The following is a 4,377-nucleotide window of genomic DNA, read 5'->3' as shown; positions in this document are numbered from 1 at the left end:
CGCCATGCCGTGCTCACGAATGCCGTAGTGAATATAGCGGCCGGCATAGGCACCCGGTGCAATGCGGTTCATGCCCTTGGTGATCGTCAGATTCGAATGCGTCAGATCGGCCGAGCCGCCGACGGTCAACTCCGTTGCGCCGTTGATGGCCTCCAGCGCCATTTCGGAGGCTTTTCGCGTCGCCACCTTGGTTGCCTTCTCGACATGTTCGCGACGAAAGGCGTCGAGCGCTTCGAAGACCGTATCAGGCAGTTCGGCGGCGACGGCGCTTTCAAAAACCTCGCGCCGCGGCGAGGCGGCAAGCCGCTGCTCCCAGGCGCGCCGCATTGCTTCGCCGCGACCGGCAATCTCGCGCCAGGCGAAAAGGATATCATCCGGCACATCGAACGGCGCGTGCGCCCAGCCTATGTTTTCGCGTGTCGCGGCGATCTCTGCTTCACCCAGCGGTGCGCCGTGTGTCTTCTCCGAACCGCCGAGATTGGGGGCACCCATGCCGATCACTGTGCGGCAGGCAATCAGCGATGGCCGATCCGACCGCCGCGCCGCCTCGATTGCCGCGGCGACTGCCTCCGTGTCGTGCCCGGCGACACTTTGGACATCCCAGCCGGCGGCCTTGAAGCGCGCCGGCTGGTCCATCGACGTGGAGAGGGAGGTCGGCCCGTCAATGGAAATCGCATTGTCGTCCCAGAAGACGATCAGGCGGGAAAGCTTCAGGTGACCAGCGAGGTCTATCGCCTCGTGACTGATTCCCTCCTGAAGGCAGCCGTCGCCCGCAATGACATAGGTATGATGATCGACCAGATCGGCACCGTGGCGGGCGGCAAGCATACGTTCCGCCAGCGCCATGCCGACCGCCGTGGAAATGCCCTGTCCGAGCGGTCCGGTGGTGGTCTCCACGCCAAGCGCATGGCCGTATTCCGGATGTCCGGCGGTGCGGCTGCCCAACTGCCGAAATCGCTGCAATTCCTCGATCTGCATGTCTTCATAGCCGAGCAGATGATGCAGCGCGTATTGCAGCATCGAGCCGTGGCCGGCTGAAAGCACGAAACGATCACGGTCGGGCCAGTCCGGCCTCGACGGATCGATATCGATGAAGCGGTTGAACAGCACCGTTGCGACGTCGGCCATGCCCATCGGCATGCCAGGGTGACCCGAATTCGCCTTTTGGACGCTGTCCATCGCCAGCGCTCGAATGGCGTTCGCCATGTCGCGCTCCGAGACGGGAGCGGTTGTGGTGACGGGCTTCAGTGCTGTTTGGCTGGTCATTGCATCCTCCTCACGACACACGGCTCTTGCGTTCAATCAATTGCAGGATGAGCGGCGTCAGGATCAGCTGCATGGCAAGATCGAGCTTGTTGCCTGGCACCACGATGGAATTTGGCCGCGACATGAACGAGTCGTGGATCATCGACAGCAGATACGGAAAATCGATGCCGCGCGGATTGGCGAAGCGGATAACCAGCATCGATTCGTCGGGCGTCGGGATCCAGCGCGCGATGAACGGGTTGGACGTGTCGACGATCGGCACGCGCTGGAAGTTGATGGCGGTCTGCGAGAATTGCGGGACGATGTAGCGGACATAGTCGGGCATCCGGCGCAGGATCACGTCCATCACCGCCTCGGTGGAATAGCCGCGTGTCGAACGGTCGCGATGGATCTTCTGGATCCATTCGAGATTGATGACCGGCACGACCCCGATCTTGAGATCCGCATGCTTGGCTAGATTAATCGTGTCGGTGACGACACAGCCGTGCAGCCCCTCGTAGAAGAGCAGGTCGCTGGGAGCGAACTCGCGCCATTCGGTGAAGGTTCCCGGTGGCGTGCCGTGCTGCTTTTCCTCTTCCTCATCATGAATGTAGGTGCGGGTCTTGCCGGTTCCGCGGCGGCCATATTCCGCGAACACCTCTTCGAGAATTCCGAGTTCGTTGGCCGCTGCATTGAAATGGGTGAAGTTCGGGTTGCCGGCCTTTTCCTCCTCGGCCACCTTTGCCTTCATCGCCGCGCGATCGTAGCGGTGGAAGGCGTCGCCTTCGATGAAAGCGGCCTCGATGTTCTCGCGCCGGAAAATCAGATCGAAGATGCGCTTGACCGAGGTCGTGCCGGCGCCCGACGACCCGGTGATGGTGATGATGGGGTGCTTGGCTGACATGGTGCTGCTCAGGCTCTGAACAGGCCGCGGCGGCTGAACAGCGGCGCACGCTCACCGATGTTGCTCGGCTCTGTGTGGTAGCGGGTGATGCGCGCGACTTCCCGCGCCGACCCGAAGATCATCGGCACGCGCTGATGCAGGCTCTCGGGTTCGATTTCCAGGATGCGGTTGATCGCATCGGTGGCGGCACCACCAGCCTGTTCTATGAGATAGGCGATCGGGTTGGCCTCGTAGACGAGGCGCAGCCGTCCCTGACCATAGCCCTTGCGCCGATCGCCGGGGTAGAGAAAAACGCCGCCGCGCATCAATATGCGGTAACAGTCGGCAACCAGAGAGGCGATCCAGCGCATGTTGAAATCCTTCTCGCGCGGTCCTTCGGTGCCCTCCAGGCAGTCGTCGACATAGAGCCGCACGGCCTCGTCCCAGTGCCGGTAGTTGGCGGCGTTGATGGCGAATTCCTGAGTGCGTTGCGGAATGATCCGGCTTTCATAGGCCTGGACGAAGGTGCCGAGCCTTGTCGAGAAGACGAAGACATGCGTGCCGCTGCCGAGCGACAGGACGAGTGCCAGCTGCGGCCCATAGATGAAGAAACCGGCGCCTAGCTGGTTCACGCCCGCCTGCAAGAAAGAGGCGGCCGGATCAGCGTCCGGCGCGCCAGTTGCGGTCAGGAGCGAGAAGATCGTTCCGATCGAGACGTTGGTGTCGATGTTGGAAGAGCCGTCGAGCGGGTCGATCGCGATGGCTAGTGGCGCTTGCCTGTCGAGCAGGACCGGCTGCTCCAGTTCCTCGGAGGCGTAAAGCGCGACAGGCGCCCGGCGCATGGCGTCGAGGAAGATGTCGTCGGAGAAGACGTCGAGATCCTTCTGGACGTCGCCGTCGGCATTGGCGCCACGGGTTTCGGCAAAGGCGGCGCCGAGCACCCCTTGGTTGATGGTGTTGCGGACCTTGATGGCGGCCTGTGTCAACTGACGGACGGTCGTCACAACTGCCGAGCGGAATTCGTCAGGCTGGCCGAGATAGGAGTTCAGAAAAGCGTCGAGCGTTGCCGCTGGCATCGTAACCTCCCGGTCCGGCCGCATCTCCTCGGAGCGGCTGGACTGGAGGAATGGAAACAAACGTCGCGAGATAAGTAAAATTCAATAACTTTACTTAGCCAGTAAAAATAATTTAGTATGCGGCATGAGGAACCTCACGCTCAAGCATTTCAAGACCGTCCAGGCAATCACCAGGTGCGGCAAAATTGTCAGCGCGGCCAAGATGTTAGGTCTGTCTCCTCCAGCGCTGACAATCCAGTTGCGGCAAGTGGAGGAAGAATTCCAGCTGGCTCTGTTCGACCGAACGTCGGACGGCATGCGTCCCACTGCCGCAGGTCGGGCTTTCGTCGAGACAGCGCAGGTTATCGAGGAGCATCTCGGTTTGCTCGAAGACAAGATGGATGCCATCAAGGGCGTACGCACCGGCAGCTTGAGGCTCGGCGTCGTTTCCACCGCCAAATATTTCGCGCCGCGGCTGATGGCCGCGTTCATGAAGGACCATCCCGACATCGACATGCGGCTTGCCATCGGCAACCGCGCCCAGACGATCGACAACCTCAGGAACCACGACATCGACATCGCGCTGATGGGGCGCCCGGCGAAAGAGGTTCCGGTGCGTGCTTCGGTCTTCGGCGATCACCCGCTGGTCATCATCGCGCCGCCCGACCATCCGTTGGTCGCGGCGCGAGATATCTCCAAGGAGCGGATCGCGGAGGAGCATTTCCTTATTCGCGAGCCCGGCTCCGGAACCCGCATCTCGCTGGAAATATTCCTGAGCGACGTGCCTGGCCGCATCGACGATCTCGGTGTCGAGATGGCGTCGAACGAAACGATCAAGCAGGCGGTGATGGCCGGCCTGGGCATCGCCTTCATCTCTGCCCACACCATCGCTGCGGAAACCGAAGCAGGCCGGCTTGTCATCCTCGACGTTGTCGGCATGCCGATCCGCCGGCAATGGTTCTCAGTGATGCGAACCGATCACGCAATCTCGCCGGCCATGGCCACGTTCAACGATTTCCTGATGCGCAAGGGCGCGATGTACCTGCCCCTTTTCGGAAAGCTGTATCCAGACAAGGCGGGATGACATTGCACGAACGCGACGGAAAGTCCGGTGGAGAACGCCCGCGATCGTTGGTGTTATATAAGCGATGTGTTATGTTGCAGTGCGAAAGAGCGGGGGGCACGTCCTTTCAC

Annotated in this window: 4 protein-coding genes; 1 reads left to right on the top strand and 3 read right to left on the bottom strand. The window is 61.5% G+C overall.

Annotated features, from left to right (window positions below; translation table 11 throughout):
* From EOC06_RS23375 to EOC06_RS23365, 3 genes are all read right to left on the bottom strand, one after another.
* A partial coding sequence (locus EOC06_RS23375) for a 1-deoxy-D-xylulose-5-phosphate synthase N-terminal domain-containing protein (protein ID WP_245469956.1) occupies positions 1-1,266 on the bottom strand: 1,266 nt, incomplete at its 3' end.
* A 10-nt stretch (positions 1,267-1,276) separates the two neighbouring features.
* Entirely contained in the window at positions 1,277-2,149 is an 873-nt protein-coding gene (locus tag EOC06_RS23370; RefSeq protein ID WP_027036917.1) for a phosphoribulokinase, read from the bottom strand.
* An 8-nt stretch (positions 2,150-2,157) separates the two neighbouring features.
* Positions 2,158-3,204, bottom strand: coding sequence for a class 1 fructose-bisphosphatase (locus tag EOC06_RS23365; RefSeq protein WP_023810405.1), 1,047 nt, complete (start codon positions 3,202-3,204; stop codon positions 2,158-2,160).
* Between the two features lie 124 nt (positions 3,205-3,328).
* On the opposite strand from EOC06_RS23365, the gene EOC06_RS23360 reads away from it, so the two are divergent.
* A complete protein-coding gene (locus tag EOC06_RS23360) occupies positions 3,329-4,267 on the top strand; it encodes a LysR family transcriptional regulator (protein ID WP_128308897.1) in 939 nt (312 codons plus the stop codon).
* The last annotated feature ends 110 nt before the right edge of the window (positions 4,268-4,377 follow it).

Origin of the sequence: Mesorhizobium sp. M7A.F.Ca.MR.362.00.0.0 (assembly GCF_004023175.1) — a bacterium.
Classification (GTDB): domain Bacteria; phylum Pseudomonadota; class Alphaproteobacteria; order Rhizobiales; family Rhizobiaceae; genus Mesorhizobium.
This window is presented reverse-complemented; position numbering and strand designations above follow the sequence as displayed.

What these genes read in the sequence shown, in the direction of transcription:
- EOC06_RS23370 (WP_027036917.1), bottom strand. Translation starts at nt 2,149, where the DNA reads ATGTCAGCCAAGCACCCCATCATCACCATCACCGGGTCGTCGGGCGCC.
- EOC06_RS23365 (WP_023810405.1), bottom strand. Translation starts at nt 3,204, where the DNA reads ATGCCAGCGGCAACGCTCGACGCTTTTCTGAACTCCTATCTCGGCCAG.
- EOC06_RS23360 (WP_128308897.1), top strand. Translation starts at nt 3,329, where the DNA reads ATGAGGAACCTCACGCTCAAGCATTTCAAGACCGTCCAGGCAATCACC.